This window comes from Pseudomonas sp. GW821-FHT10B02 (assembly GCF_059415665.1).
Window position 1 is genome coordinate 99,563 of sequence record NZ_JBWKNR010000004.1, and the last position, 26,874, is coordinate 126,436.

At 62.7% G+C, this 26,874-nt stretch carries 25 protein-coding genes; 7 read left to right on the forward strand and 18 right to left on the reverse strand.

Going from position 1 to position 26,874, the window contains the following annotated elements:
• Window positions 1-3: 3 nt before the first annotated feature.
• The 3 genes from AC07OF_RS08295 to AC07OF_RS08305 all read left to right on the forward strand — a co-directional run bounded on the left by AC07OF_RS08295 (window position 4) and on the right by AC07OF_RS08305 (window position 2,843).
• Window positions 4-1,029: a putative 2-aminoethylphosphonate ABC transporter substrate-binding protein gene (locus AC07OF_RS08295; RefSeq protein ID WP_038605526.1), complete on the forward strand. Its 1,026-nt coding sequence runs from the start codon at window positions 4-6 to the stop codon at window positions 1,027-1,029.
• 121 nt (window positions 1,030-1,150) lie between these two features.
• Window positions 1,151-2,278, forward strand: a complete 1,128-nt coding sequence (locus tag AC07OF_RS08300; RefSeq protein ID WP_476446362.1) for a TIGR03364 family FAD-dependent oxidoreductase — start codon at window positions 1,151-1,153, stop codon at window positions 2,276-2,278.
• Window positions 2,279-2,288: 10 nt separating this feature from the next.
• A complete protein-coding gene (locus AC07OF_RS08305; protein WP_157190775.1) occupies window positions 2,289-2,843 on the forward strand; it encodes a phosphonate degradation HD-domain oxygenase in 555 nt (184 codons plus the stop codon).
• On the opposite strand, the gene AC07OF_RS08310 is transcribed toward AC07OF_RS08305, so the two are convergent.
• Together AC07OF_RS08310 and AC07OF_RS08315 are read right to left on the reverse strand one after the other, a co-directional pair.
• On the reverse strand, window positions 2,826-4,190 hold the full coding sequence (locus AC07OF_RS08310) for a GTPase/DUF3482 domain-containing protein (RefSeq protein ID WP_495072757.1): 1,365 nt from the start codon (window positions 4,188-4,190) through the stop codon (window positions 2,826-2,828). The two genes, AC07OF_RS08305 and AC07OF_RS08310, sit on opposite strands and share 18 nt — an antisense overlap.
• Window positions 4,183-5,574 (reverse strand): DUF2868 domain-containing protein, encoded by a 1,392-nt coding sequence (locus AC07OF_RS08315; protein WP_495072758.1) that lies wholly within the window; start codon window positions 5,572-5,574, stop codon window positions 4,183-4,185. Before AC07OF_RS08315 ends, AC07OF_RS08310 begins: the two co-directional genes overlap by 8 nt.
• A gap of 63 nt (window positions 5,575-5,637) precedes the next feature.
• Here AC07OF_RS08315 and AC07OF_RS08320 point away from each other — a divergent pair, with 63 nt between their 5' ends.
• Window positions 5,638-6,156 carry a dihydrofolate reductase gene (locus AC07OF_RS08320; protein ID WP_157190778.1) on the forward strand — a complete coding sequence of 173 codons (519 nt, stop codon included), beginning with the start codon at window positions 5,638-5,640 and terminating at the stop codon, window positions 6,154-6,156.
• Window positions 6,157-6,259: 103 nt separating this feature from the next.
• Here the strand turns inward: AC07OF_RS08320 and AC07OF_RS08325 are convergent, their stop codons facing one another.
• Entirely contained in the window at window positions 6,260-7,651 is a 1,392-nt protein-coding gene (locus AC07OF_RS08325; RefSeq protein ID WP_476446365.1) for an L-cystine transporter, read from the reverse strand.
• A gap of 241 nt (window positions 7,652-7,892) precedes the next feature.
• Between AC07OF_RS08325 and AC07OF_RS08330 the strand changes: the two genes are divergently transcribed.
• Complete coding sequence (locus AC07OF_RS08330; protein ID WP_157190780.1) at window positions 7,893-8,948, forward strand: HAD family hydrolase; 1,056 nt, start codon at window positions 7,893-7,895, stop codon at window positions 8,946-8,948.
• A 12-nt stretch (window positions 8,949-8,960) separates the two neighbouring features.
• Here AC07OF_RS08330 and AC07OF_RS08335 read toward each other — a convergent pair whose 3' ends face one another.
• From AC07OF_RS08335 to AC07OF_RS08385, 11 genes are all read right to left on the reverse strand, one after another.
• A complete protein-coding gene (locus AC07OF_RS08335; RefSeq protein ID WP_342623897.1) occupies window positions 8,961-9,605 on the reverse strand; it encodes a methionine ABC transporter permease in 645 nt (214 codons plus the stop codon).
• Window positions 9,595-10,722: a methionine ABC transporter ATP-binding protein gene (locus tag AC07OF_RS08340; RefSeq protein WP_495072759.1), complete on the reverse strand. Its 1,128-nt coding sequence runs from the start codon at window positions 10,720-10,722 to the stop codon at window positions 9,595-9,597. The genes AC07OF_RS08335 and AC07OF_RS08340 overlap by 11 nt, the downstream gene beginning before the upstream one ends.
• 1 nt (window position 10,723) lies before the next feature.
• Window positions 10,724-11,527: a MetQ/NlpA family ABC transporter substrate-binding protein gene (locus tag AC07OF_RS08345; protein WP_038605553.1), complete on the reverse strand. Its 804-nt coding sequence runs from the start codon at window positions 11,525-11,527 to the stop codon at window positions 10,724-10,726.
• The gene (locus tag AC07OF_RS08350) at window positions 11,520-12,905 is read right to left on the reverse strand and encodes an LLM class flavin-dependent oxidoreductase (protein ID WP_157190782.1); all 1,386 of its coding nucleotides are present in this window, start codon (window positions 12,903-12,905) and stop codon (window positions 11,520-11,522) included. The genes AC07OF_RS08345 and AC07OF_RS08350 overlap by 8 nt, the downstream gene beginning before the upstream one ends.
• Complete coding sequence (locus AC07OF_RS08355; RefSeq protein WP_157190783.1) at window positions 12,905-14,110, reverse strand: SfnB family sulfur acquisition oxidoreductase; 1,206 nt, start codon at window positions 14,108-14,110, stop codon at window positions 12,905-12,907. Before AC07OF_RS08355 ends, AC07OF_RS08350 begins: the two co-directional genes overlap by 1 nt.
• A gap of 21 nt (window positions 14,111-14,131) precedes the next feature.
• The gene (locus AC07OF_RS08360; RefSeq protein ID WP_157190784.1) at window positions 14,132-15,373 is read right to left on the reverse strand and encodes an SfnB family sulfur acquisition oxidoreductase; all 1,242 of its coding nucleotides are present in this window, start codon (window positions 15,371-15,373) and stop codon (window positions 14,132-14,134) included.
• A gap of 175 nt (window positions 15,374-15,548) precedes the next feature.
• Window positions 15,549-16,271 (reverse strand): hypothetical protein, encoded by a 723-nt coding sequence (locus tag AC07OF_RS08365; RefSeq protein WP_495072760.1) that lies wholly within the window; start codon window positions 16,269-16,271, stop codon window positions 15,549-15,551.
• 170 nt (window positions 16,272-16,441) lie between these two features.
• Window positions 16,442-17,203 (reverse strand): L-cystine ABC transporter ATP-binding protein TcyN, encoded by a 762-nt coding sequence (gene tcyN / locus AC07OF_RS08370; protein ID WP_157190785.1) that lies wholly within the window; start codon window positions 17,201-17,203, stop codon window positions 16,442-16,444.
• Window positions 17,204-17,209: 6 nt separating this feature from the next.
• Window positions 17,210-17,875, reverse strand: a complete 666-nt coding sequence (gene tcyL / locus AC07OF_RS08375; RefSeq protein WP_051939131.1) for a cystine ABC transporter permease — start codon at window positions 17,873-17,875, stop codon at window positions 17,210-17,212.
• Window positions 17,872-18,666 (reverse strand): cystine ABC transporter substrate-binding protein, encoded by a 795-nt coding sequence (tcyJ, locus tag AC07OF_RS08380; RefSeq protein ID WP_157190786.1) that lies wholly within the window; start codon window positions 18,664-18,666, stop codon window positions 17,872-17,874. Before tcyJ ends, tcyL begins: the two co-directional genes overlap by 4 nt.
• Before the next feature lie 107 nt (window positions 18,667-18,773).
• Window positions 18,774-19,772 carry a D-cysteine desulfhydrase gene (locus AC07OF_RS08385; protein ID WP_157190787.1) on the reverse strand — a complete coding sequence of 333 codons (999 nt, stop codon included), beginning with the start codon at window positions 19,770-19,772 and terminating at the stop codon, window positions 18,774-18,776.
• A 192-nt stretch (window positions 19,773-19,964) separates the two neighbouring features.
• On the opposite strand from AC07OF_RS08385, the gene epsC reads away from it, so the two are divergent.
• Window positions 19,965-20,897, forward strand: coding sequence for a serine O-acetyltransferase EpsC (epsC, locus tag AC07OF_RS08390; RefSeq protein ID WP_038605573.1), 933 nt, complete (start codon window positions 19,965-19,967; stop codon window positions 20,895-20,897).
• Between the two features lie 173 nt (window positions 20,898-21,070).
• On the forward strand, window positions 21,071-23,071 hold the full coding sequence (gene betT / locus AC07OF_RS08395) for a choline transporter BetT (protein WP_038605575.1): 2,001 nt from the start codon (window positions 21,071-21,073) through the stop codon (window positions 23,069-23,071).
• Window positions 23,072-23,170: 99 nt separating this feature from the next.
• Here betT and tauD read toward each other — a convergent pair whose 3' ends face one another.
• The 4 genes from tauD to tauA are packed head-to-tail and all read right to left on the reverse strand — an operon-like array spanning window position 23,171 to window position 26,645.
• Window positions 23,171-24,004, reverse strand: a complete 834-nt coding sequence (tauD, locus tag AC07OF_RS08400) for a taurine dioxygenase (protein WP_157190788.1) — start codon at window positions 24,002-24,004, stop codon at window positions 23,171-23,173.
• Window positions 24,005-24,024: 20 nt separating this feature from the next.
• Entirely contained in the window at window positions 24,025-24,864 is an 840-nt protein-coding gene (tauC, locus tag AC07OF_RS08405) for a taurine ABC transporter permease TauC (RefSeq protein WP_038605579.1), read from the reverse strand.
• Window positions 24,861-25,655 (reverse strand): taurine ABC transporter ATP-binding subunit, encoded by a 795-nt coding sequence (gene tauB / locus AC07OF_RS08410; RefSeq protein ID WP_495072761.1) that lies wholly within the window; start codon window positions 25,653-25,655, stop codon window positions 24,861-24,863. Before tauB ends, tauC begins: the two co-directional genes overlap by 4 nt.
• A gap of 12 nt (window positions 25,656-25,667) precedes the next feature.
• Window positions 25,668-26,645: a taurine ABC transporter substrate-binding protein gene (tauA, locus tag AC07OF_RS08415; RefSeq protein WP_476446373.1), complete on the reverse strand. Its 978-nt coding sequence runs from the start codon at window positions 26,643-26,645 to the stop codon at window positions 25,668-25,670.
• Window positions 26,646-26,874 lie beyond the last annotated feature (229 nt).

Below are 26,874 nucleotides of genomic sequence, written 5' to 3' on the forward strand. Positions count from 1 at the left end.
ATCATGTTCAAGCCACTTGCTCTTGCCGCTGCCGTCCTCACTGCGTTCAGTCTGCAGGCCACTGCCGCTGACACCCAGCTGACGGTTTATACCGCGCTTGAAGCCGAACAACTCAAGAGCTACAAGCAGGCCTTCGAAAAGGCCAACCCGGATATCGAGATCAAGTGGGTACGCGATTCCACCGGCATCATCACCGCCAAGCTGCTGGCCGAAAAAGACCGCCCGCAGGCTGATGCGGTGTGGGGCCTGGCCGCTTCCAGCCTGGCGATCCTCGACCAGCAGGGCATGCTGCAAAGCTACGCCCCGAAGGATCTCGACAAGATCGGCGGCAACTACCGCGATGCCGCCAACCCGCCAGCCTGGGTCGGCATGGACGTCTGGGCGGCGACCATCTGCTTCAACACCATCGAAGCCGAGAAGCAGGGCCTGACCAAGCCGGTGAGCTGGCAGGACCTGACCAAGCCTGAGTACAAGGGCAAGATCGTCATGCCGAACCCCGCGTCGTCCGGCACCGGCTTCCTCGATGTCAGCGCCTGGTTGCAGACCTTTGGCGAGAAGCAGGGCTGGGCGTACATGGACGGCCTGCACCAGAACATCGGCCAGTATGTTCATTCCGGTTCCAAGCCGTGCAAGCTGGCGGCGGCCGGTGAGTTCCCGATCGGTATCTCCTTCGAATACCCGGCCGTGCAGCTCAAGCGTCAGGGCGCGCCGCTGGACATCGTCCTGCCGAAGGAAGGCCTGGGCTGGGAAATCGAAGCCACCGCCGTGCTCAAGGGCAGCAAGCATGAAGACGCCGCCAAGCGCCTGGCCGACTTCTCGGCGAGCCCGGCAGCGATGGAGCTGTACAAGGAAAACTTTGCCGTGCTCGCTCAGCCGGGTATCGCCAAGCCGCAGACCGAGCTGCCGGCTGACTACGAACAGCGCCTGATCAAGAACGACTTCGCCTGGGCCTCGCAGAACCGCGACAGCATCCTCGCCGAATGGCGCAAGCGCTATGACGGCAAGTCGGAGAAGGTGGCGCAGCAGTAAGACCGGGTTGGCTTCATCGCCGGCAAGGCCGGCTCCCACAAGATCAAGGTGCTGTAGAGATCTCTGTGGGAGCTGGCCTTGCCAGCGATAGGCTCACCGCCAATTCTGAAGGACACTTCCAATGACCGATCTACTGATTGTCGGCGCCGGCATTCTAGGACTTTCCCATGCCTACGCCGCCGCTCGGCGCGGCCTCAAGGTCCGTGTTTTCGAACGCACCGCTACCCCGTTGGGGGCCTCGGTACGCAACTTCGGCCAGGCGCTGGTCACCGGCCAGCCACCGGGTGAAATGCTCGATCTGGCCAAGGCTAGTCGCGGGATCTGGGCGCACTGGTCGCGTCAGGCCGGCTTCGAATTGAAGAGCAATGGTTCGCTATTGTTCGCCCGTACTGCCCTTGAACAGGAACTGCTGGAAGCCTTTTGTGCCGAGCGGGCCGTAGAGCACGGTTACAAGGTCGAGCTGTTGTCAGGTGCGGCTCTCAACGATCTTTACGGTGGTCAGTTCCGCCACCACCGCGCAGCCTTGCGCGGGTTGGATGACCAGCAGCTGTACTCCCGTGAAGCCATTCCCACACTGATCCGTTTCCTGCAGCAGGAACTGGATGTGCAGTTTCATTTCTCCACGCTGGTTCGCGGTATCGAGCCAGGAAAGGTCTCGACCACTGCGGGCGATTTCAGCGCCGCGCAGATCGTGGTCTGTTCCGGGCATGACTATCAGACCCTGCTCGCCGAACCCATCGCCAAGCTGCAGCCGCAAGTCTGCCGCTTGCAGATGCTGCGTGCCCGTCCGCGTTTCAACCTGAATCTGCAGCATGCCCTGCTGACCGGTCTGAGCTGCGTGCATTACGGCGCCTTCGCCGACTTGCCTCAGGCCCAGGCCCTCAAGGCGCAACTGCTTAGCGACAGTCCACACCTGATGAAGCACGGCATTCACTTGCTGATCAGCCCCACGCCCCATGGCGAGCTGATCATCGGTGACTCGCATGCCTATGGCAGCGATGTCGCGCCGTTCAATGCCGAGCAGGTCGATAACTGGATGATCGAACTGGCCGAGCACACCCTCGGTGGTCGTATCGAGGTGGTCGAACGCTGGCAGGGCGTCTATGGTTCTGGCGGTCGCGGACCGTTTTCACTGTTGCAGGTGGCGCCGGGTATCAGCGCGGCGCTGATGCACAGTGGCGTCGGCATGAGCGTCGGTCCGGCCCTGGCCGAGCGGCATATCGCTCGACTGTTCAACGAAAACGCTTGAGGGGATAACGATGAGAACGGCCGAACAGGTTGTCAGCGAAATATTTGCCCTGTACCAGCAGCACGGTAATGAGGACTACATCGGCGAGCCGGTGTCGCAGCTGGAGCACATGTCCCAGGCGGCGCAGCTGGCGCTGGATGAAGGTTTTGATGATGAAGTGGTACTGGCGGCGTTCTTCCATGATATCGGCCACATCTGCGGTGGGGCCGAAGGCGACATGGGTGGTTACGGTGTGGTCAGCCATGAACAGGTTGGCGCCAACTATCTGCTGCGCTGCGGTTTCAGCGAGCGACTGGCCAAACTGGTGCAATACCACGTCGAGGCCAAGCGGTATCTGACGCTGCGTAAACCGGGCTACTACCAGCGCTTGAGCGAAGCCAGCCGGCGCACCCTGGAGTATCAGGGTGGGGTGATGAGCGAGGCTGAGGCCGATGCTTTCGAGCGCGATCCGTTGTGCACGGTGAGCCTGCGCATGCGCGAATGGGATGAGCTGGCCAAGGAGATGCATGTGCCGGTGATTGATCTGGATGTGCTCAAGGCCAAGGCGCTAAAGCTCCTGCACTAACAAGTCGATCTGCTCCTGGCGCTCGGCCTGATTGAGCCGCGCGCCGGGATTGAGCGACGACCACTGCGGATGCGCCCGGGCTTTGCTCAAGGCTTCCGGTAGCTTGCCCTCGCGCCAGCTCTGCTCCTGCGGCGCGCTCAATTTGATCCGCTCCATCGCCGCATGCCCGCGGCTGTCCAGGGCCTGGATCAGCTGATGCTGACGCAGGGCCAGCAGGCGTAACACGCTGTCATCCACCGTCAATTCCCGTTGCCCCTTGAGCTTGCCCAGCAGGCGTGAACCGTAGCTGCGTGCGGTCTGCAATGCACCACCGGCAATGGCCCCGGCCAGCGCCGCAGCGCCCAGGGTCAAACCGCCGACCAGCAGGTCGACACCGGCACCCGCCGCCGCGCCGGCGGCCACCCCGCTACCAAGGCGTACGCCCAGTAATTTAAGGGTTTCAGGATTGAACAGATCATCACCCCAGCGCCCATCCAGCAGCGGCAGTTCGCTGGCACTGGCGTCGTCCTTGCGAAACGCATACAGCTTGAGCAAGGCCTCGACGCAGCGCTGTTCACGCTGGCGAACCTCCTTGCGCAAAGCTTCGATAGCGATTGCTTCGGCACCTGGTTCAGCCACCACGCTACGGCGGCAGGCAGCGCAATCGAGCAGCAATTCGGCAATCAGGCGTTTGCCGCTGAGCTGGCGGGCCAGGCGCTGAGCCTGTTGATCGTCGATCAGGCGTTGCAGGGCCGGGCGGGATTTTTCCAGCATCAGCGCCAGGCTTTCGTAGAGGCGACGTTCACCATCTTCCGGCGGCGCGACACTGTCAAAGCGCACCAGCGCATGCAGGCCAAGCCGGGCCAGCGCTTCACGCCAGTCAGGCTCGCGGTGGTCGCTGCTGGCGACAAAGTTGAGCACCGGCAGCAGCGGTTTACCGCCGCTGGCGAGCACTTCCAGTTCATCCCGGTATTTGGCCAGCACCGGCTCGCGGGCATCGATCACATACAGGCCGGCATCGCTGGCCAGCAGTTGGCGCAACACTTTGGCCTCCTGCTCGAAACGCTGACGCGCTTCACTGCCCTGAAGAAAACGTTCCAGGCGCGCTGGACCGTCGAGGCGTTCGCCCGGCCGTTCCAGGCGTTCGAGGTAGTCGAGCAGGGCAATGGCGTCTTCCAGGCCGGGAGTGTCATAGAGCTCCAGCAGCGGTTCGCCATCCACCGACAGCCGCGCACCTTCGACATGGCGGGTAGTGCTGGGCCGATGGGAGACTTCGCCAAAGCCGACATCACGGGTCAGGGTGCGCAGCAGCGAGGTCTTGCCGACGTTGGTGTGGCCGACCACGGCCAGTTTCAGCGGCTTAGTCATGACCATGCTCCAGCCAGTTCAGCGGGGCGCTGTCGGCGTGCTCGAGCCCAAGCTGGTCGAGCGCCTGATGCCAGTCGCCGAGGCGATCGGCATCCAGGGCCTGGCCGGGCAGGCCCTGCAACAGCCAGATGCGGGTGGCGCCGGCGTTGCGGGCTAGTTCGGCAAGCAGCGCCAGGCTGCCGCGGTCTGGCGAGCGGCGCGGGTCGCAGGCGATGGCCAGGCGCGCTGGCGGGAAGCGGCTGAGTTGTTCGAGCAATTTGTTGCGCGACTCGCGGCTGTCGAGCACGCCGGCGTCGCTGACCGTGGGGGGCAAGGCGGGCGGCCAGGGGCGCTGGTCGTCCAGCTCCAGGCCGACCAGCAAGGCGCCGTTGCTGTGTTCATCACCCACGCCACGGATAATCTGCGGCAAGGCATCCGGCGCGGCATCGTTGACACCAAGGCGTTCGCTGCTGGGCATCAACGCTTCGCGCAACTGGCTGTAGCCGGGGAGGTTGAGGTCCAGGCCCAGGCGCTTGCGGCCGCTGCGCCAGCGCCACAGGCACAAGGCGGCGAGCAGCAAACGTGGAAGGATGCCGAATACCAGCAACACTCCGAGCAGCCAGCTGGCCCAGGCCTGGCGAGCCAGTTCAAGCGCGGGTTGGCTGTCGCCACTGGCGCGGATCATGTCGATGTCCGGCACATTGAAGCCGAGCAAGGCAGGCAGGGCGCCGAGGGCCTGGGTCAGGCCGACGAAGGTGTCGGCGCCGAGAATGGTGGTCTCCCAGACGAAACCGTAACGCCGGGTGGCGAGCAGAATCAGCAGCATCATCAGCGCTGTGCCCAAGGCCACCAGCCACAAGCTGTGAACCAGCAGCCCGAGCAGCCAGCGATTGAGTTTCTGGCGTTGCAGCAACACCAGCAGGGCGGGGGCTAAATGTGCAGCCTGGGCATTACGGGCGAATTTCTCGCTGAGCCATAACCACAGCCTGCCCAAGGTCGCGCCTTGCTCACCGGCGAAGATAAAGCCCACAGCCCAGCCGGCCAGCAACAGCAGGTTCAAACCCAGCAGGCTGCCCAGCGCCCAGAACACATTTACCGGGCGCTGGCTGTCGCCCAGAGCGGCCAGGGCCAGGCCGGCACCGCTGAAGATTGCCAGCACCAACAACAGCGCCAGGGCCAGGCGCGCACCTTGCTTCCAGTGCTGCAGGGCGCTGCGCATGCCGTCGCGTTCGGCCAGCCACAAGGCGCGCTGTTCGATGCGCGTCGGCAGGTCGCCGCCCAGTTGCCGGGCGCGGCGATTGGCTTCCTGATCCTCCAGGGGGCCTGCATGTTCCTCGCGCAGGCGTACCGCCTCAGTGAGCCAGCGTTTGTCCAGGTCAGTCAGTGCAGTCACACAGTCTTCCATTGATCAAGTCAGCCCAAAGCATAACCCAGGCATCGAAGATCGGGCTTTGCTATCCTCGCCGACATGAAAACATCACTTCCCCTCAGCCTGATCGCGGCGCTCGCCGAGAACCGCGTAATCGGCATCGACAACAGCATGCCCTGGCACCTGCCGGGGGATTTCAAGTATTTCAAGGCCACCACTCTGGGCAAGCCGATCATCATGGGGCGCAAGACCTGGGATTCCTTGGGGCGGCCATTGCCCGGGCGTTTGAACCTGGTGGTCAGCCGTCAGCCCGGCCTGCAGCTCGAAGGCGCCGAAGTGTTCGCTTCGCTCGACGAGGCCATGCTGCGCGCCGAGCAGTGGGCGCTGGCGCAGGGTGTCGATGAGCTGATGCTGATTGGTGGCGCACAGCTGTATACCCAGGCGATTGAGCGTGGTCTGGCGGATCGGCTGTACCTGACGCGGGTCGAATTGAGCCCGGAAGGGGACGCCTGGTTCCCTGAGTTTGATGCGGCGCAGTGGACGTTGGCGTCGAGCCAGGAGAATCCGGCAGAGGGAGACAAGCCGGCGTATCACTTCGAGGTTTGGGAAAGGATCTAAGAACGCATCGCCGGCAAGGCCGGCTCCCACAGGTCCAGCACATGCCAGACACTGTGGGAGCCGGCCTTGCCGGCGATGAGGCCCGAAAAGGCGCTACAACACCTCAGGAATGCGTCAGCTGCGCATGCTCCTGAGTCTCCAGCACTGACTTGTCAGTCTGCTTGAGCATCTGGCTGGTAATCGCCCCCGCCGTCATCGAACCATTCACGTTCAGTGCCGTACGGCCCATATCGATCAGCGGTTCAACCGAGATCAGCAACGCCACCAGCTCGACGGGCAAGCCCATGGCCGGCAACACGATCAGCGCGGCGAAAGTCGCACCGCCGCCCACCCCGGCCACGCCCGCCGAACTCAGGGTCACGATGGCCACCAGCGTGGCAATCCACAGCGGATCCAGCGGGTTGATGCCCACAGCCGGAGCCACCATCACCGCCAACATTGCCGGGTACAGACCGGCACAACCGTTCTGGCCGATGGTCGCGCCGAACGAAGCGGCGAAGCTGGCAATCGACTGCGGAATACCCAGGCGCAGGGTTTGCGCCTCGATGCTCAGCGGGATGCTGGCGGCGCTGGAGCGGCTGGTGAAGGCAAAGGTCAGTACCGGCCAGACCTTGCGGAAGAAGCGCAGCGGGTTGACGCCGCTGATCGCCAGCAACACGCCATGCACCACGAACATCAGGCCGAGGCCGATGTAAGACACCACGACAAAGCTGCCGAGCTTGAGGATGTCGTCCAGGTTCGAGCTGGCTACCACCTTGGTCATCAGCGCCAGTACGCCATACGGGGTGAGCTTCATCACCAGGCGCACCAGACGCATCACCCAGGCTTGCAGGGTGTCGATGGCGGCCAGGGCGCTATTGCCCTTTTCCGCATCATCCTTGAGCAACTGCAGGGCAGCCATGCCGAGGAACACGGCAAAGATCACCACGCTGATGATCGAGGTCGGCTTGGCCCGGGCCAGGTCGCCTACCGGGTTACTGGGGATGAACGACAGCAGCAGCTGCGGGATATTCAGCTCGGCGACCTTGCCCACGTAGTCGCTCTGGATCGCCTGCATCCGTGCGGTTTCGGCGGTGCCGGCAACCAGGCCTTCGGCGGTCAGGCCGAACAGGTTGGTCAGGACGATACCGATCAGCGCGGCAATGGCCGTAGTGAACAGCAGGGTGCCGATGGTCAGAAAGCTGATCTTGCCGAGCGACGAGGCGTTGTGCAGGCGAGCCACGGCGCTGAGGATCGAGGCGAAGATCAGCGGCATGACGATCATCTGCAGCAACTGCACGTAGCCGTTACCGACCAGATCGAGCCAGCTGATGGTGGCCTTGAGGATCGGGTTACCGGCGCCATAGATGGCATGCAAGGCAGCCCCGAACAGCACACCGAGGACCAGGCCGACCAGAACTTTCTTGGCCAGGCTCCAGTTGCCATGACGGGTTTGAGCCAGGCCTAGCAGCAACGCCAGGAACGCCAGCAGGTTGAGTGACAGCGGCAGATTCATTGAAGCTCCAGAGAAAAGGCGGGGGCATCGCCTCTGTGTGCGATTGCGAACAGAAATGCTAACAGCATGAAAACGAACGAATTTATATCAAAAGGTAATTTGCATAGTCGTTTTTGGAATATAGGCATGTCGCAAATGGCATGTGCAACGCCGCTGAGGAGTGTGTTGGCGTCGTTGTCAGGTCGTTCTCAGCCCTTTGCTTTGGCTAGCGTGGGCGAGCCTCTTTTCTGGAGAAATGCACATGACGTCTGCTCCGAAAGTACTCGCCGCCGGCCTGGCACTGCTGCTGACCGGCCAAACCTGGGCCAGTGAACTCAAGCATTGGCCTGCTGATGCAGCCAGGCAGCTGGACACGATGATCGCGGCCAATGCCAACCAGGGTAACTACGCGGTGTTCGACATGGACAACACCAGCTATCGCTTCGACCTCGAAGAGTCGCTGTTGCCGTTCATGGAAAACAAGGGCCTGCTCAGCCGGGAAAAGCTTGATCCGTCGTTGAAGCTGATGCCTTTCAAAGACACTGCCGAACACAAGGAGAGCCTGTTCAGCTACTACTACCGGCTCTGTGAAATCGACGACATGGTCTGCTATCCCTGGGTTGCCCAGGTGTTTTCCGGCTTCACCCTCAAGCAGCTCAAGGGCTATGTCGATGAGCTGATGGCCTCTGGCAAACCGATCCCCAGCACCTACTACGAGGGCGATCAGGTCAAGACCATCGAGGTGCAGCCGCCGAGAATCTTCACCGGCCAGACTGAGCTGTTCAACAAGCTGATGGCCAACGGCATCGAGGTGTATGTGATGACCGCCGCCTCCGAAGAGCTGGTGCGCATGGTCGCCTCCGACCCCAAATACGGCTACAACGTCAAACCGCAGAATGTCATCGGTGTCAGCCTGCTGCTCAAGGATCGCGAGAATGGCGCTTTGACCACCGCGCGCAAACAGATCAGCGCGGGCAGTTATGACCCGCAGGCCAACCTGGGCCTGGAACTGACCCCTTATCTATGGACCCCGGCAACCTGGATGGCGGGCAAACAGGCGGCGATCCTGACCTACATCGATCAATGGAAGAAGCCGGTACTGGTTGGTGGCGATACACCCACCAGTGACGGCTACATGCAGTTCCACAGTGTCGATGTCGGCAAGGGCGGTATTCACCTGTGGATAAACCGCAAAGCCAAGTACATGGACCAGCTCAACGGCATGATCGCCCAGAACGCGGCCGCCCAGGCCAAAGAGGGCTTGCCGGTGACGGCGGACAAGAACTGGGTGATTGTTACCCCTGAGCAGATTCAATGATGCCCTGTGGAATCAGCGCTTGTTCAGGCCCTTGGCCAGCCGGTCACCGCCCAGCTGGATCAAGGCCACCAACACCACCAGCATGACAATCACGGTGAGCATGATCTGGCTGTCGAAACGCTGGTAGCCGTAGCGGTAGGCGATATCGCCCAGGCCACCAGCACCGATGGCGCCGGCCATGGCCGAGGAGTTGATCATGGTCACCAGGGTGATGGTGAAACCGCCGACGATGCCTGGCAAGGCTTCGGGCAGCAGTACGTGCCAGACGATATGCCAGCGTCGGCAGCCCATGGCCTGGGCGGCTTCGATCAGGCCATGGTCGACTTCGCGCAGGCTGACTTCGGCGATCCGCGCAAAGAACGGGGTGGCGGCAATGGTCAGTGGCACCACCGCCGCCCAGACCCCATAGGTGGTACCGACAATCAGGCGGGTAAAGGGGATCAGCGCGACCATCAGGATCAGAAACGGGATCGAGCGGAACAGGTTGACGAACGCCCCGAGCAGCCGGTTCAGGGTCGGCGCCTGGTAAATCCCGCCCTTGCCGCTGGTGACCAGAATCACCGCCAACGGAATCCCGGCCAGCAGGGCGATCAGCGACGACACCCCGACCATCAACAGGGTATCGAGTACGCCCTGGAGCAAGCGATCAGTCCACATAACCCAGTACCTCTACCTGCGTGGCCCACTGCCGGGCACGTTCGATGACCTGTTCATGGCTGTGCGGCGAGTTCGCCACCGACACCAGCAATTGCCCCAGCGGCCGCCCCTGGATCGACTCGATACCGCCTTGCAGCAAGCTGATCCGGCCACCGAGGCTGGCGAACAATGTGGATAACTCCGGTGCCTGGCGCTCAGTGCCGCTGACTTTGAGGTTCAGCACCAGCGCCGCCTCGGCACTGCCCGGTTGCGGCTGCAGGCGGGCCTGCAAAGTGGCCGGCACGGCGGCTTGCAAGGGCGCGAGCAAGGTCTTGCTGACGGCGTGGCGGGGATTGCCGAAGACCTGCCAGACCGCGCCTTGTTCGACGATACGTCCGCGTTCCAGTACCACCACCCGCTGGCAGATATCGCGGATCACTGCCATTTCGTGGGTGATCAGGATGATGGTCAGGCCCAGGCGCTGGTTGATGTCGCGCAGCAGCTCAAGAATCGACGCCGTGGTTTCCGGGTCGAGGGCCGAGGTCGCTTCATCGCAGAGGAGGATGTCCGGGTCGTGAACCAGCGCCCGGGCGATGCCGACGCGCTGCTTTTGCCCGCCGGACAATTGCGCGGGATAGGCGTGGTGCTTCTGTTCAAGGCCGACCAGTTCCAGCAACTCGGCAACCTTGCGCTGGCGTTGCGCCTTGGGTACACCGGCGACTTTGAGGGGCAGTTCGACGTTCTGCCACACGGTCTTGGCCGACATCAGGTTGAAGTGCTGGAAGATCATGCCGATGCGCCGGCGCAGGCGCACCAGGCGGTCTTCATCGAACTCGCCGATATCGACCTGATCGATCAGCACACGACCGGCGCTAGGCTGCTCAAGACGATTGATGGTACGGATCAGCGACGATTTGCCCGCACCGCTACGGCCGATGATGCCGAAGATCTCGCCGCGCTGGATGTTCAGGTCGATACCTTCCAGCGCCGGGGCGGTTTGCCCCGGATAGGTTTTGCCCAGGCCGATGAAGCGCACATGGGCGTTGCCCAGCTCAGGGTGCAGGGCCCGTTGCCGGGCCTGCTGCAGCGGCGCAAAGGAGGACTCCTCTGGCGCCAGGAGGGCGGTGGCGGCGCTCATCTCAGCTCTCCCAGCCCGGTTGGTAAAGCTTGCCATGGGCTTTGTCGAGCGCGGCACGCACGGCTGGCGAGTGCTGATAAATATCGATGAATTTGGCCAGGCGCGGATCGTCCTTGTTCTGCGGGCGGATGACGAACTGGATTACGTATTCCTTGTGATCGAGGCCGTCGAACAGCAGGGCCGAGGTGGCATCGAAGGTATTGGCCAGGCGGATGTAGGCCGGATAACCCTGGACCAGGTCGGCATCATCGTAGGCCCGCACCAGTTGCACGGCTTCGACCTGGAGGATCTTCAACTGTTTGGGATTGGCGACGATATCCTCTTCAGTGGCCTTGTAGCCCACACCGGGTTTGAGGGTGATCAGCCCGGCCTTGGCCAGTAGCTGCAGGCCGCGGCCGCTGTTGATCGGGTCATTGGCGATGGCCACGCTGGCGCCTTGTGGCAACGCGTCAAAGCTTTTGTACTTTTTCGAGTACAGGCCGACGTTGTTGATGATCCCCGATGCATAAGGCACCAGGTCAAAACCGGCCGCCGCCTTGGCGTTTTCCAGGAACGGGATGTGCTGGAAATAGTTCACGTCGATGTCGCCGCTGGCCAGGCTGACGTTTGGTGCGATCCAGTCGCTGAACTCGATCAGTTCGACATCCAGCCCCTGCTTCTTCGCTTCGCTGACGGCCGCTTCCAGCGGGATGGCGAAGGCTGCGGTGGTGCCGACCTTTAACGCATCGGCAGCCTGAGTGGTGGAAAACAGGCCGAGGGTAAGGGCCAGCGCCGCGACGGGGCGGGCAAGGAAGGTCTTAAGCATGCTGTAGCGCTCCGCTCGGGGTGGTGTGGCGATAGCTGGCGCCGGGATGCCCGGCGGGCAGCAGGGGCTGGTCACTGGCGAAGAGTTTTTCGCGCAGGGTGCCGTCTTCGTAGGCAGTCTTGTACGAGCCGCGACGCTGCAGCTCGGGGATCACCAGGTCGATGAAGTCGACATAGCTTTCCGGGGTCACGGTGCGGGTCAGGTTGAAGCCGTCCAGGCCGGTTTCGGCGATCCAGCTTTCCAGCTCGTCGGCGACCTGGGTCGGTGAGCCGACCAGGGTGATGTAGCGCCCGCCGAGGGCGTGCTGGTCGAGCAGCTTGCGCCGGGTCCAGTCGTTGTTCTGCAAGGTCTTGGTCGCCGACTGGATGGCGTTGCTTTTGACGTACTGGATCGGTTCGTCCAGTGCGTAGGCCGAGAAGTCGATACCCGTTGAGCTGGCGAAGTGCGCAACCCCTGCTTCGGCGCTGGCGTAACGCAGGTATTCGGCGTGCTTGGCCCAGGCTTGCTCCTCGGTACGCGCAACGATCACGGTCAGGCCCATGAACACCTTGATCGCCTCGGGATCACGGCCAGCGGCCACGGCAGCTGCACGAACCTTGTCGACCTGGGCGCGGGTCCCGGCCTTGGTCTGGCCGCTGATGAACACGCATTCGGCATGGTTGCCGGCAAAGCCCAGGCCGCGCTCGGAGCTGCCGGCCTGGAACAGCACCGGCGTACGTTGCGGTGAGGGTTCGCACAGGTGATAGCCTTCGACCCGGTAGAACTCACCCCGGTGGTTCACCTTATGGACCTTTTCCGGGTGGGCGTAGACCCGCTGCTGGCGATCGTTGGCCACCGCGCCGTCTTCCCAGCTGCCCTCCAGCAGTTTGTACAGCACCTGCATGTATTCGTCGGCCTGGTCGTAGCGGCGGTCGTGTTCGGCTTGCTGCTCAAGGCCCATGGCCCGGGCGGCACTGTCCAGATAACCGGTGACGATATTCCAGCCCACCCGGCCACGGCTCAGGTGATCGAGGGTCGAGAGCTTGCGGGCGAACAGATAGGGCGGCTCGTAGGTCAGGTTGGCCGTCAGGCCGAAGCCCAGATGCCGGGTCACCGCGGCCATGGCCGACACCAGCAGCAACGGGTCGTTGACCGGCAGCTGGATCGACTCCTTGAGCGGTACCTCGACGTTGTTCCGGTAAACGTCGTAGACCCCGACGATGTCGGCGATGAACAGGCCGTCGAACAGCCCGCGCTCAAGCAACCTCGCCAGTTCGGTCCAGTACTCCAGCGTCTTGTACTGGGTGGACGTATCCCGTGGGTGAGTCCACAGACCGTGGTTGATGTGGCCAATGCAGTTCATGTTGAAGGCATTGAGGAGGATTTTCTTCTTGGCCATCAGATGGTCCCCCGTAGCGGTGGGTTCTCATCGTTGAGGTAGTAGTTGCCGATGGCGTGGTACTTCCAGCGCACCGGGTCGTGCAGGGTATGCACGCGGGCGTTGCGCCAGTGACGGTCGAGGCCATGTTCGGCGAGGGTGGCCTGGCTGCCGGCCAGTTCGAACAGGGTGCTGCCGGCGGCCAGGGAAATTTCGGTGCTGATCGCCCGGGCTTCGGCCACGGCGATGGAGGCAGCGGCCACGGTGCTGGCGTTGGGGGCGGCCTGGGCCTGGTCGAGGTACTCGCCGGCGCGTTCAAGCAGGGCCTCAGCGGCGTGCACACGGATCGCCAGATGACCGAAGGACTTCAGCGTCAGCGGGTCGTCGCTGGCCTTGTCGATGCCGGAATCGATCCATGGCCGGCTGCGGCTGCGCACGAACTGCAGGGCATCTTCGTAGGCGGCGCGGGCGATGCCGGTGTCGATCGCGGCATGAAGGATCTGCGCCAATGGGCCGACCGTGGTCGGCCGTTCGAAGGCGCTCTGGAACGGCACCACATCCTCGGCGGCGACCCGGACATTCTCGAACAGTACCGAGCCGCTGCCGGTGGTGCGCTGGCCAAAACCGCTCCAGTCGTCGATCACCTGCAACCCGGCGCTGTCGGCGGGGACAAACACCAGCTGCTGCACGCCCTGCTCGTCGACCACCGAAGTGGGAATGCGTTGGGCATAGAGCGCGCCGGTGGCGTAGAACTTGCGCCCGTTGATGCGGTAGCCGTCACCGTCCCGGCTCAGGGCCGTGGTGCGGTCATGGGCGGTTTTGGTCCCAAGTTCCGCCAGGGCGTTGCCGAAGCGTTTGCCGGCCAGTACTTCGGCGTACAGGCGCTGCTGTTGCTGCGGACTGCCGTTTACCCGCAGCACTTCCAGGGCATAGAAATGGTTTTGCGGAATCTGACCCAGGGAGGCATCGGCCTGGGCGATGCGCGCGATGACTTTGGCCAGGGTAACGTTGGAAACACCGGCGCCGCCAAAGGCTTTGGGGACGCTGATGGCCCACAGGCCAGAGCGCGAAAACAGCGCCAGTTCCGGGTGTGGCAGGCGACGTTCGCGATCACGCAGGATGCTGTCGCGGCGCAATTCGCCGGCCAGTTCTTCGGCAATCTGCAAAGCCTGGGCGTCAGTGTGGATGACCGCGACGTTTTCGTGCGGTTGCGGCAGAAGGCTCATAAATAGGCTCCAGTGGTCTGGTCAGATCCAGGAATGCCGGGCAGGCAAGGTACCGTTGAGGTGATAGGCGCCGACGGCGTGGTATTTCCAGCGCACCGGGTCGTGGAGGGTGTGCACGCGGGCATTGCGCCAGTGCCGGTCGAGGTTGAACTCGGCGAGGGTGGCGCGGCTGCCGGCCAGCTCGAAGAGCTTTTCGCTGGCCTGCAGGGCGATCTCGGTGGTCAGCACCTTGGCTTCGGCCACGGCAATCGAAGCCCGGGCTGCCGAGGCGGCGTCCACCGGTGCGGCGTTGACTTCATCGAGAGTGCGCGCGGCCTTGCTCAACAAGGCCTGGGCCGCATGCAGCTCAAGTTGCAGGCGACCGATATCGGCGATCACGTAGAGGTCATCGCTGGCGCGCTCGACCTTGGCATCGATCCATGGCCGTGATTTTTCCCGGACAAAGGCGATGGCGTCGGCGACTGCGGCTTCAGCGATGCCGGCATCGATGGCAGCCTGGATCAGTTGCGAAGCGGCGCCCTGGATATTCGGCACCTCGTTCTGGCGCCAGTTGTCGATCACCAGCTCGGCGTCGACCTGAACCCGGTCCAGCAGCACGGTGCCGCTGGCGGTGGTGCGCTGACCGAAGCCGGACCAGTCATCGACGATGCGCAGCCCGGGCGTGCCGCGGCGGACGAAGGCCATGACCTGACGGCCTTCATCGTTCAGCGCTTTGACCGCTACCCAATGGGCGAACAGGGCGCCGGTGGAATAGAACTTCTGGCCGCTGAGCACATAGTGGTCGCCCTCGCGGGTGATCCGTGCCTTGAGTTCCAGGGTGTGCTTGCTGCCGCGTTCGGGACCGGCATTGCCGATTCGCCAGCCGTCGAGCACCGATTTGAACAGCAGGTCCTTCTGCCGTTCACTGGCCGTGCCTTTGAGCAACTGCAGGATGCCGAACTGGTTCTGCGGGATTTGCCCCAGCGCCGGGTCGGCGGCGCTGATGATGCGAAACACTTCGGCGATGGTGACAAACGACACCTGGGCACCGCCGTAGGCGCGGGGAATGGAAATGCTGCCCAGGCCGCTGCGGGTGAACTGTTCGATTTCTGTCCAGGGCAGCTTGCGTTGCTGGTCGCGCCGGGCAGCCTGGCTGCGGGCAACTTCGGCCAGTTCACGGGCAGCCTGCAGGGCCTCGGCGTCGCTGCGCAGGACTTTGGCCGGCAACAGCAGCGGTGCGCTGTCGAGATCACTGTGGACGTTGGTATCTGCCAGACTGGACATCAGTGCCGCTCCCTGGCTGCACTCAATGCCCTGGCGTTACGCACTGGGGTGATTGTGTTCCTGACCATAACCTTACCTCACGTATTGGAAAGGTCGGCGCGGGCTGCGCCGACTGAAATGCGCTGGTCCGGTGGTCCGGTTCATATACCCTAATGCTGTATAAAAATTAAATAAACTAACTTGTTGGAATATAGATAGAAGTACTCGACGCTCGCCCGGCAGACACTCGCAGGTGCACCGCGGGCGCCCACTGCGAGCGGTTGCCGACCCGGTCGAGAATGCAGTAACTCAGTTCCAGATGTGGGTCGGGGCCGTTTTCCTCAATCAATGTCAGGGGGATCCTGGCCGGCAGCGGCTGGCCGACCTGGCACTTGCTCACGCCAGGCAAGTCCACACGCAGATCGCCCCAGCGCAAGGTGATCCGGTCACCTTCGGCCATGTTCCGGTAGGGCGCCAGGGTGCAGGGCAGGTCGTTGTTCAGGCTGTGCAGAAACAGGCCCTCGCGACGCAACCGGCCCGCCAACTGCACTGGCTGCAAGTGCTCGTGGGGGCTGTTGCCTCCAGGGCAGTCGAGTTTTACCAGGACCTGCAGTTCAGGTGAGCGCAGCGGGTGGTGGCCGGGTTTGAGCAGGCGGTAATGCAGGCGGTGGATACCGTTGTGCAGCAAGCTGGCGGGTATGCGCAGGTCGATGCTGCCATCCGGCTCATGGGCTTGCAGGCTGTGGGCGGCGACAAAGCGCTGGCCCCAGAACAAGGTCAGCAGGTCGCCGGCTTCCATGGGTGGCTGGATCGGCACACGCGCCCGTAATCGCGCGGCGCTGTGGCAGCCAATACCGGCCGCATTGATGCCGGGGAGAATCGGTGGGGAAAGTTCGGGTCCTTGGCTGACATTGGGCATGGCGCGCATCCTTGGCATGAGCATCTGCTGGATTGGCGGTTATTGGCCAGCAGACGCGCAGGATCAAGCCCGCACACTGCCATTTGGCTGCTGACGGAAAACTTCGGAACAGGACTACGCCCACAGGGAAAACCTGCGGGCGCGATTGGGGATGGGGTCTGGTGGGGAACTCAGTACCCGGTGTTCTGGACGCCGAGGAACTTGCCGAGGAACTGCCGGGTTCGCTCTTCCCGGGGGTGGGCGAACAGCGCCCTGGCTTCACCCTGTTCGACAATCACGCCCTTGTCGAAAAAGATCACCCGGTTGGCGACATCACGGGCAAAGCTCATTTCATGGGTGACGATGATCATCGTGCGTCTTTCTTCGGCCAGACCGCGGATGGTTGCCAGTACTTCACCGACCAGTTCCGGGTCCAGCGCCGAGGTCGGTTCGTCGAACAGGATCACTTCAGGCTCCATCGCCAGCGCCCGGGCAATCGCCACCCGTTGCTGCTGGCCGCCGGACAGTTTGCGCGGATACGACGCCTCTTTGCCCCCCAGGCCGACCTTGGCCAACAGCTTCATGCCCAGGGCCACGGCTTGCTCACGCGGGGTCTTCTTGACCACCAACGGCCCTTCGATCACGTTCTCCAGCGCCGTGCGATGGGGAAACAGGTTGAAGTTCTGGAACACGAAACCGACCTGCTGGCGCAACTTGCGGATCAGGCCTTGCTGTTTGGTCAGGGGCAGGTTGGCATCGATGGTCACGTCACCGACCTGGATGCGGCCGCTGCTGGGCGTTTCCAGCAGGTTCAGGCAACGCAGGAAGGTGGTCTTGCCGGAGCCGCTGGGGCCGATGATGGCGATGACTTCGCCGGCCTCGACCTTCAGGCTGATGTCGTTCAGAACCGTCTGGCCATTGAACTGTTTGCTCAGTCGCTCTACCACGATCATGCCGCGTTACTCCTGGTCGTGCCGGTTGACCCGCGCTTCCAGGCGGTTCTGCAGGTGCGCGAGAACGCTGGCCAGCACCCAGTAGATCAGTGCGGCGGCAAGGTACATGGTGAAGACTTCGAAGGTGCGCGCGGTGATCAGCTGCGCCTGGCGGAACAGCTCCGGCACCTGGATTGTCGCGGCCAGGGCAGTGTCCTTGACCAGCGAAATGAAACTGTTGCCCAGCGGCGGCAGCGCGGTGCGCGCCGCCTGCGGCAGGATGGCCCGGCGCATGGCCTGGCCACGGGTCATGCCGATACTGGCGGCGGCCTCCCACTGGCCGCGGTCGATGGAGCCGATCGCGGCGCGCAGGATTTCACAGGCATAGGCGGCCATGTTCAGCGAAAAGCCGATCAGCGCCGCCGGTAGCGGGTCCAGTTCCAGGCCCACCTGGGGCAGGCCGTAATAGATCACGAACAGCTGCACCAGCAGCGGGGTGCCGCGAAAGAACGACACATAGACCCGTGCGATCCAGCTCACCAGCTTGATGCGTGACAGGCGCATCAGGGCCAGGCCAAAGCCCAGCAGCAAGCCGAAGAACATCCCGCCGAGGCTGAGAATGACGGTGAAGTACGCGCCCTTTAGCAGAAAGGGCGCGCTGTCCAGCGCAAGCTGCAGGCTGTCTTCGATCATTTAGTCACATCGGCGCCGAAGTACTTCTCAGAGAGCTTGGCCAGGGTGCCGTCGGCGCGCAGCTTGTCCAGCGCCTTGTTGATGGCGTCGAGCAGTTCAGGCTCGCCCTTGCGCAGGGCGATACCGGCTTCCTGACGCGAGAATGCGTCACCGGCAGCGGTAGTGTCCTTGGCTTTCTTGGCGTATTCCAGAGCGGCCAGGCGGTCGATCAGGATGGCGTCGATCCGGCCGACACGCAGTTCCTGGAACTTGGTCGGATCGTCTTCGTAGGTGCGCACGTCAGCGGTCGGTACATTGGCTTTGACCCACTGTTCGTAGTTGGTGCCCAGGCCTACCCCGACCTTCTTGCCGCCCAGGTCGGCAGCGGATTTGATGTTCAGCTCGGCGGCCTTTTTCGTCAGCACCAGTGCCTGAATACCGGAAACGGTGTAAGGCTCGGAGAAGTCGTACTTCTTCTTGCGCTCCTCGGAGATGGTCACCTGGTTCACCACGGCGTCCAGACGTTTGGACTCCAGGGCAGCCAGGATGCCGTCCCACTTGGTTGGCTGGATCTTCGCCTTGACGCCCAGCTCCTTGGCCAGGGCCTCTGACAGCTCCACTTCAAAACCCGACAGTTTGCCGCTTTCATCGACGAAGCTGAACGGCGGGTAGGTGCCTTCCAGGCCGATGTTGATGACACCCTTGTCCTTGATGGTTTTCAGCTGCTCGCCGGCAACCGCCTGACCGAGCAGACTGGCGCCCAGCAGCAGGGCGACGCCTGCGTTGAGAATCTGTTTAGCGATTACTGTCATGACGAAGCCCCAATGTTGTTGTGTAGTGGTTGGCGACTATAGGGTGACGCTAATAGGCTTAAAAATAATATAAATTCATTTTCTTATATTATTTTTGTATATGTCATTTAGCTATTCCAGACCTCAGGGTAGGCGAATAATGCCGGTGCCCCACCGGTATGCAGGAAAATCAGCGGACCATCGTCGAATCGCTGGCGCGCAATGCCGTCGAGCAGGCCGGCCATGGCCTTGCCGGTGTACACCGGGTCGAGCAATAAACCTTCCTGGCTCGCCAGCAGGCGGATGGCGGCGAGGGTGCCGGCGTTCGGTTCGCCATAGCGCGGGGCGAAGTATTCGTCCCAGAGTTCGATCTTGAATGTCTTCGGCAGGCGGATGCCCAGCAGTTCGGCGGTGCGCTCGGCCAGCCCCTCAACTTTCGGCCGTTGCGCCTCGTCGTTGCGCGACACGGTAACGCCGATCACCGGCAGCTTTGGCAATTTCTCGGCCAGGGCGATGGCCAGGCCGCTATGGGTGCCGGCGCTGCCGGAAGCGAGTACAACGCCGGCAAAGGTCTGGCCGCAGTGCTTGATCTGTTCGGCAAGCTCGAGTCCTGCACGCACATAGCCCAGTGCGCCGAGCGCGTTGGAGCCGCCGATCGGCACGATGTACGGTCTGCGCCCGCTGGCGTGCAGACGTACAGCCAGAGATTGCAGTTGCTCGTCGGCGTTGTCGAGGTTATCCACAAGCTCGACCTTGGCATCGAACAGGTCCAGCAGCAGGCGGTTGCCATTGCCTCGGTAGTTCGGTGATTCGGTGCCGATCGGGTTTTCCAGCAGCGCGACACAACCCAGGCCCAGTTGCGCAGCGAGTGCCGCGGTCTGGCGCACATGGTTGGACTGGATCGCCCCGGCGGTGACCAGGGTATCGGCGCCCTTGCTCAGGGCATCGGCAGCCAGGTATTCGAGTTTGCGCAGCTTGTTGCCGCCCAGGGCCAGCGGGGTGCAGTCGTCGCGTTTGACGTAGATGTCGCGGCCAGCCCAGGCCGAGAGGCGGTGCAGCTTTTCCAGCGCGGTCGGCGCGCCAAGCAGGTCCAGACGATTGAAGCGGGAGAGCTGTCGGTCGATCATGGCAATACATCTGCAAGGGAAAATCCGACTATAGGCAGCGTCGGGCCAGCGGGCAACTCCCGGCCTTATGCCGGCTATATTGCGTTTTGGAATAAAGGGTTATTTTTTCTCCCCCCAGCATTTGCCGTAAAGTGAGCGTCTATCTGGCGGCCTTCTCATTCCATTATCGCCGCCGCGGCAGGAGACGTAACCGTGAGCGAAAACGCGCAGACAGGGCATTGGCAACTGCAGGGCATTGTTGCCGGCTTGCGTAGCGCCCGTGACAAATGGCGCAGCAGCAATGGTCGCAGCAGTGGTGAGCAAGGGGGGCGCGAGCTGCCTTCGCGCGAAGCCATGCGCCACATCCTTGAGCAATTGTGCGGGGCGCTGTTTCCCATGCGCCTGGGTCCGGTGGACCTGCGCGAGGAAAGCGAAGATTTCTACGTCGGGCATACCCTCGATTCGGCCCTGACTGCCTTGCTTGCCCAGGCGCGCCTGGAGCTGCGCTACGTCGCCCGTCATGGCAAGTGCAACACTGCCGACGTCGACGCCACGGCGCTGCGTTTGATCCAGGACTTCGCTGCCGCGTTGCCGGAGCTGCGCAGTGTGCTCGACACTGACGTGCTGGCGGCCTTCCATGGCGACCCGGCAGCACGCAGCGTCGATGAAGTGTTGCTGTGCTACCCGGGAATCCTGGCGGTGATCCATCACCGTCTGGCCCATCACCTTTACCGTTCCGGCCTGCCTTTGCTGGCGCGGATCAGCTCGGAGCTGGCGCATTCGGCCACCGGTATCGACATCCATCCGGGTGCGCAGATCGGCAAAAGCTTCTTCATCGACCATGGCACCGGTGTGGTGATCGGCGAAACGGCGATCATCGGCGAGCGGGTACGCATCTATCAGGCCGTGACTCTGGGGGCCAAACGCTTCCCGGCGGATGAGGACGGGCAGCTGCAAAAAGGCCATCCGCGCCACCCGATCGTCGAGGACGACGTGGTGATTTATGCCGGTGCAACTATTCTGGGGCGTATCACCATCGGCAAGGGTTCGACCATCGGCGGCAACGTCTGGTTGACCCGCAGTGTGGCCCCGGGCAGCAACCTGACCCAGGCCAATCTGCAGCACGATGACGGGACCCAGAAGTAACCGCAGCAAGGCTTGGATTGCGGCATTGGGTCGCATTGCGGACCCCATCCATGTTTAACTTGAACGCTTGTTCAAGTTAAAACGGTGGTCCGCTGCCGGCGTTCAACAGGAGGAAACCCTTTGCTGAACCCGTTCAATCCAAGCCTTTCCCTTCATATCGAGGTGCACGTTTAATGGGTGCACCGAGTTCTTCAGCCAGCGGCAAGATCCGCATGAATCCGCCGGTTTTCTATTTCGCGGCGAGCTTTATCCTCATTTTCGGACTGGTGGTCATCAGCAATCCGCAAGCGGCCGGTGAATGGTTGCTGGCGGCACAGAACTGGGCGGCCAATACGGTCGGCTGGTACTACATGCTGGCGATGACGCTGTACCTGGTCTTCGTGGTGGTCACCGCCTTGTCCGGCTACGGCAAGATCAAGCTCGGTGCCGACCACGACGAACCCGAGTTCAGTTACCTGTCGTGGGCCGGCATGCTGTTCGCCGCCGGTATCAGCATTACCCTGTTCTTCTTCTGCGTTTCCGAACCCCTTACCCACATGCTCCAGCCGCCCCAGGGTGAAGCCGGAACGGTCGAGGCCGGGCGTCAGGCGATGCAGTTGCTGTTCCTGCATTGGGGCCTGCACGGTTGGGGTGTGTTCGCCTTCGTCGGTATGGCCCTGGCCTATTTCGCCTACCGCCATAACCTGCCGCTGGCCCTGCGTTCCGCGTTGTACCCGTTGATCGGCAAACGCATCAACGGGCCGATCGGCTATGCGGTGGATGGCTTCGGCATCATCGCCACGGTGTTCGGCCTGGGCGCGGACATGGGCTTTGGCGTGTTGCACCTGAACTCGGGCCTGGATTACCTGTTCGGCATTCCGCATACCCAATGGGTGCAGGTGGCGCTGATCACCCTGATGATGGGCGCGGCGGTTGCAGTTGCCGTGGCCGGGGTCGAGAAGGGCGTGCGGGTGATGTCCGACATCAACATGTTCCTCGCCTGCGCGCTGCTGCTGTTCGTCCTGTTCGCCGGGCCCACCCAGCACCTGTTCAATACCCTGATCCAGAACCTGGGCGACTACCTGGGCGCACTGCCGAGGAAGAGCTTCGACGTCTATGCCTATAACGAAGCCAGAGACTGGCTGGGTGGCTGGACCGTGTTCTACTGGGCCTGGTGGATTGCCTGGGCGCCCTTTGTCGGGCTGTTCATCGCGCGTATTTCCCGTGGCCGCACCATCCGTGAGTTCGTCTTCGGTGTGCTGCTGATCCCGCTGGGTTTCACTCTGGCGTGGATGTCGATCTTCGGTAACAGTGCGATGACCCAGGTGCTCGATCACGGCATGACCGCGCTGGGTCAGTCGGCCATCGACAACCCGTCGATGACCCTCTACCTGCTGCTGGAAACCTATCCGTGGAGCAAGGCGGTCATTGCCGTCACGGTGTTCATCAGCTTTGTGTTCTTCGTCACTTCGGCCGACTCCGGCACCGTGGTGCTGTCGACCTTGTCCGCCCGCGGCGGCAACGCTGATGAAGACGGGCCGAACTGGTTGCGGGTGTTCTGGGGCGCGATGACTGCCCTGGTGACCATCGGCCTGTTGTTCGCCGGCAGCATCGACTCATTGAAGTCGGCGGTGGTGCTTACTTCGTTGCCGTTCTCGGTGATTCTCCTGGCAATGATGTGGGGCCTGCACAAGGCGTTTTACCTGGAGTCGCAACGGCAGATCGCGCAGATGCATTCGCTGGCGCCGTTCGCCAACTCCCGGCGTGGCCGCGGTGGCTGGCGTCAGCGCCTGAGCCAGGCGGTGCATTTCCCGTCCCGCGACGAGGTCTACCGGTTCATGGATGACGTGGTGCGCCCGGCGATTGCCGAGGTGACCGAGGTATTCGTCGAGAAGGGCCTGAACGTCATTACCCAGGAAGACCCGAGCCATGACAACGTCAGCCTGAAGATTGGTCATGGCGAGGAGCAGCCGTTCATCTATCAGGTGCAGATGCGCGGCTACTTCACGCCGTCATTCGCCTTGGGCGGGCTGGGTACCCAGGAGTTGAAGAACCGCCGTTACTATCGGGCCGAGGTGCACCTGAGCGAAGGCAGCCAGGACTATGACCTGGTGGGTTACAGCAAGGAGCAGATCATCAACGACATCCTTGATCAGTACGAGCGGCATATGCAGTTTTTGCATCTGGTGCGTTGAGTCTACCGCCCTCATCGCCGGCAATGCCGGCTCCCACACTGGCTCGGTGTATGCCGCCCTGTGGGAGCCGGCCTTGCCGGCGATAGCCGCGCCGCCAACTCAGAACGGCGCATCCCCGAGAATCGTCGCCCGGTGCATCACCCGCCGCTGCGGCCGGTAGTCATCCACCGCGTAATGCTGGGTCACGCGGTTGTCCCAGAAGGCCACGTCATTCTCCTGCCAGCGCCAGCGGATGGTGAACTCCGGCCGTGTGGCATGGGCGAACAGCAACTTCAGTATCGCCTCGCTTTCCGCCTCGTTCAGCTCATTTATCCTCGTGGTGAAACCGTCATTGACGAACAGCGACTTGCGCCCGCTCACCGGATGCGTGCGGATCACCGGGTGTGACAGCGGCGGATTGTTGCGCCGCGTCGCTTCCCAGCGTTGCAGATCCTCAGGCGTGGTGCCGAAGCGCTCCAGCGGAAACGACTTGGTGAAGTCATGGGTTGCGGTCAGTCCGTCGAGCAATTGCTTGAGCGGCGCCGACAAGGCTTCGAAGGCTGCAATACCGCTGGCCCACAAAGTATCGCCGCCATAGCTCGGCAGTTGCTTGGCGCTGAGGACCGCACCCAATGCCGGGGTCGGCAGGAAGGTCACGTCGGTGTGCCAGATGGCGTTGTCGCGCACGTCTGTCACGGCGGTGTCGAGCACCAGCACCTGCGGGGTTTCCGGCACGTTGGGGTAGATCGGGTGAATATGCAGGTCGCCAAAGCGCGCGGCAAAGTCAGCCTGCTGCTGTGGGTTGATCGGCTGGTCACGGAAGAACAGCACCTGATGCTTGAGCAGGGCCTGCTCGATGCTGTCACGTTGTTCGTCGTTGATCGCGCGGCTGAGGTCGATACCGCTAATCTGTGCGCCGAGTGCAGTGCTCAGCGGAGTAATGGTCAGGCTCATGGCTAATTCTCGATGGGTCTTCAATGACTCTGGCCGTGCCAGGGCACCAGTTTGCGCTGCAGGGCGCGCAGCCCCATTTCCAGGGCAAAGGCGATCAGCGCGATCACCAGGATGCCCAGCACCACCACGTCGGTAACCAGGAACTGCGCCGCCGACTGGACCATGAAGCCCAGGCCGCTGGTAGCGGCGATCAGCTCGGCGGCGACCAGGGTCGACCAGCCCACACCCAGACCGATGCGTACACCGGTGAGGATGTCGGGCAGGGCACTGGGCAGGATGACGTGGCGGATCAGTTGGGCCCGCGTGGCACCCAGCGATTGCGCCGCCCGCAGTTTGGTCGGATCGACCGTGCGCACGCCGGTGGCAGTAGCGATGGCAATCGGGGCGAAGATTGCCAGGTAGATCAGCAGTACCTTCGACAACTCACCAATGCCGCACCAGATCACGATCAGCGGCAGGTAGGCCAGGGGTGGAATAGGGCGGTAGAACTCGATCAGCGGATCGAGAATGCCGCGGGCAATCCGGTTATGGCCGATAGCGATGCCGATCGGAATCGCCGTGGCAATCGCCGCACCCAGCGCCAGGCCGATACGTCCCAGGCTCGCTCCCAGGTGTTGCCACAGGGTCGACTCCATATAGCCTTGGGTCAGCAGCAACCAGGCCTTGGCCAGCACGGCATCGGGGGAGGGCAGAAACAACGGTTCGATCCACTCGGCGGCGGTCACCGCCCACCACAGCAGGAGCAGGGTGGCCAGGGTCAGGCCGCTGATCCAGCGGGTGCTCAGGCTGCGGCGGATCTTCACCGCCGGGGTTGACGGGCTGCTGCGTTTGGCCGCGACCGGCACTTCCAGGCTGCTCATGCGAACTCCTGCCGCACGGCGGCGCTGCGTTGCGAAAACACCCGGCTCAGCACATGCTCGCGGGTTTCGATAAAGCGTGGGTCGGACTTGATCGCCCTGGCCGATTCTCCCGCGGCATAACGCTGACCGAAGTCCAATTGCAGACGCTCGACGATCTCCCCTGGATTGGGTGCCAGAAGAATCAGATCTGTGGCGAGGAACACCGCTTCTTCAATGTCGTGGGTGATCAGGAACACCGGTTTGGCCGTGCGTTGCCAGACCTGCAGGAGCAACTCCTGCATCTGCTCGCGGGTAAAGGCATCGAGGGCACCGAACGGCTCGTCCATCAGCAGCACCCGCGGGTCGGCGGCCAAGGCGCGGGCCAGGCCGACGCGTTGCTTCTGGCCACCGGACAATTGCCAGATGCGCCGCATGCCGAAGTCGGCCAGGTCAACCAGCGCGAGCATTTCCCAGGCCTTGCGTTCACGCTCGGGGCGCGGCACACCCGCCAGTTCCAGGCCGAAGGCAACGTTGGCCAGGACATCCTGCCAGGGCAGCAGGGCATCGTCCTGGAATACCACGCCGCGCTCGGCACCCGGGCCTTGCACCGGCACACCATCGAGGCTGATGCGCCCGGCGCTGGGCGTTACGAATCCGGCGATCAGGTTGAGCAGCGAGGTCTTGCCGCTGCCCGACGGGCCGAGGGCCACCAGCAACTGCTGTGGGCCCAGGCTCAGGTTGATATCGGCCAGCACCGGTTCGGCTGCGCCGGGGTACTGTGCGCTGATGCGCTCCAGTTCAAGCAATGCCATGACAAGCTCCGATCAGTTGGCGATGAACTTGGCGCTGACGTACGGCGCGTAGTCCGGCAGTACCGCTTCGACCTTGCCCTGTTCCTTGAGGAAGGTGGCGGTGTCGGTGATGGCCTGGGTGGTCGGCGCACCGAGTGCGGCAATCTGGTCGGCCGCCAGCGGGAACACGTTGCCTTGCAGCAGGGCTGGAATGTCCGAGGCTTTGGCGCCAGAGAGCTTGACCAGTTTGTCGACGTTGCTCTGGTTGGCCAGCCAGGCTTGTGGGTCTTTGCGGTAGTCGGCGTAGGCGTCCAGGGTGACTTTGGCGAAGGCCTTGACGATTTCCGGATGCTTGGCGGCAAAGTCCTTGCGCACGATCCAGGCATCGAAGGTCGGTGCGCCTTTCTCGGCCAGCTCACCGGAGGTGATCAGCACCTTGCCGTTTTCCTTGGCCACACCCAGAGCCGGGTCCCAGACGTAGGTGGCGTCGATGTCACCGCGTTTCCACGCGGCGATGATCGCCGGCGGCGCAAGGTTGAGGATCTGCACCTTGGCCGGGTCGATGTTCCACTGTTTAAGCGCGGCCAGCAGGCTGTAATGACCGGTCGAAACGAAAGGCACGGCGATCTTCTTGCCGATCAGGTCCTGCGGCGAATTGATCCCGGCACCTTCGCGGGCCACCAGGGCTTCAGCGGCGCCGATTTGGGTAGCGATCAGAAAGGTTTCCACCGGCAGTTTGCGGGTCGCGGCGGCGGCCAGGGGGCTGGAGCCGAGGTAGCCGATCTGCACATCGCCCGAGGCCACCGCAGTGATCACATCGGCACCGCTGTCGAACTTGCGCCAGTCGATGCTGGCCTTGCTGGCTTTTTCATAATCGCCGTTGACCTGAGCGACTTTCGCCGGATCGACGGTGGTCTGGTAGGCAACGGTCAGGTCAGCCGCCTGAGCGAACCAGCTGGCGCCAGCCAGGGTCAGGGCGGCGAACAGGCGCAACGGAGCATGCAGGGTCATGGTGAACTCCTAGTCAGGCGAGCAGTGGGGAGATAATGGTCGGAAGACTAGATGATCTAAGAAACTTAAAATAAATAACTTTTTAGCATTAGCTTAGGAGCCAATCGCTTTAAGCTTTCAGGCTGCCTCGCGATGACGGAAGTCAAGGTCATCAGCCGCTGAAAACGAAATGATGGGTGAATGCAGCGAACACGCCAGATCAGGCGGTCTAAAAAATTATCTGCTAATA